Annotated in this window: 1 protein-coding gene; it reads right to left on the bottom strand. The window is 49.6% G+C overall.

Annotated features, from left to right (window positions below):
- On the bottom strand, positions 1-655 hold a 655-nt coding region (locus tag WMO25_RS18615), incomplete at both ends, for an Hsp70 family protein (RefSeq protein WP_349086744.1).

The raw sequence follows: 655 nt of genomic DNA, 5'->3' as shown, positions 1-655 counted from the left end.
CCTTCTTCAGCGCCTGCTCTGTCTTGGCGATCAGCACTTCTGATTCTGAGTGGAGTTCATAATAGCCTTTTCTCTCGCCATCTTCCTGTTCATACATCTCTGCCTCACGAACCGCTTGCTGTATCTCTTCCTCTGAAAGATTCGAACGCGATGTGATCGTAATCTGCTGTGCTTTTCCTGTTCCCATATTCTTGGCAGCTACCGTCAAAATACCGTTGACATCAATATCAAAAGTAACTTCAATCTGCGGTACGCCGGCCATAGCCCGCTTGATACCACTGAGCTTGAAATTGCCAAGCAGCGTATTGTCCTTGACAAACTGGCGCTCGCCCTGATACACCTTGATATCAACCGATGTCTGGAAGTTTGCTGCTGTTGTGAATATCTGACTGTGTCTGACCGGGATAGTCGTATTCCGTTCGATCAAATGTGTCGCAATGCCGCCCACCGTTTCAATGGACAGAGATAATGGCGTCACATCCATCAAAATAATGGAACTTGCCGCAGAATTCTCCGGCAGACTGCCGCTTAGCTTGCCGGCCTGAATAGCTGCCCCCATGGCAACACATTCATCCGGATTGATACCCTTGGATGGTTCCATGCCAAGCATCCTCCGAACCTTGTCCTGAACAGCCGGAATACGTGTCGATCCGCC

Origin of the sequence: Coprococcus intestinihominis (assembly GCF_040096555.1) — a bacterium.
In the GTDB taxonomy this organism is placed as follows: Bacteria; Bacillota; Clostridia; order Lachnospirales; family Lachnospiraceae; genus Coprococcus_A; species Coprococcus_A intestinihominis.
This window is presented reverse-complemented; position numbering and strand designations above follow the sequence as displayed.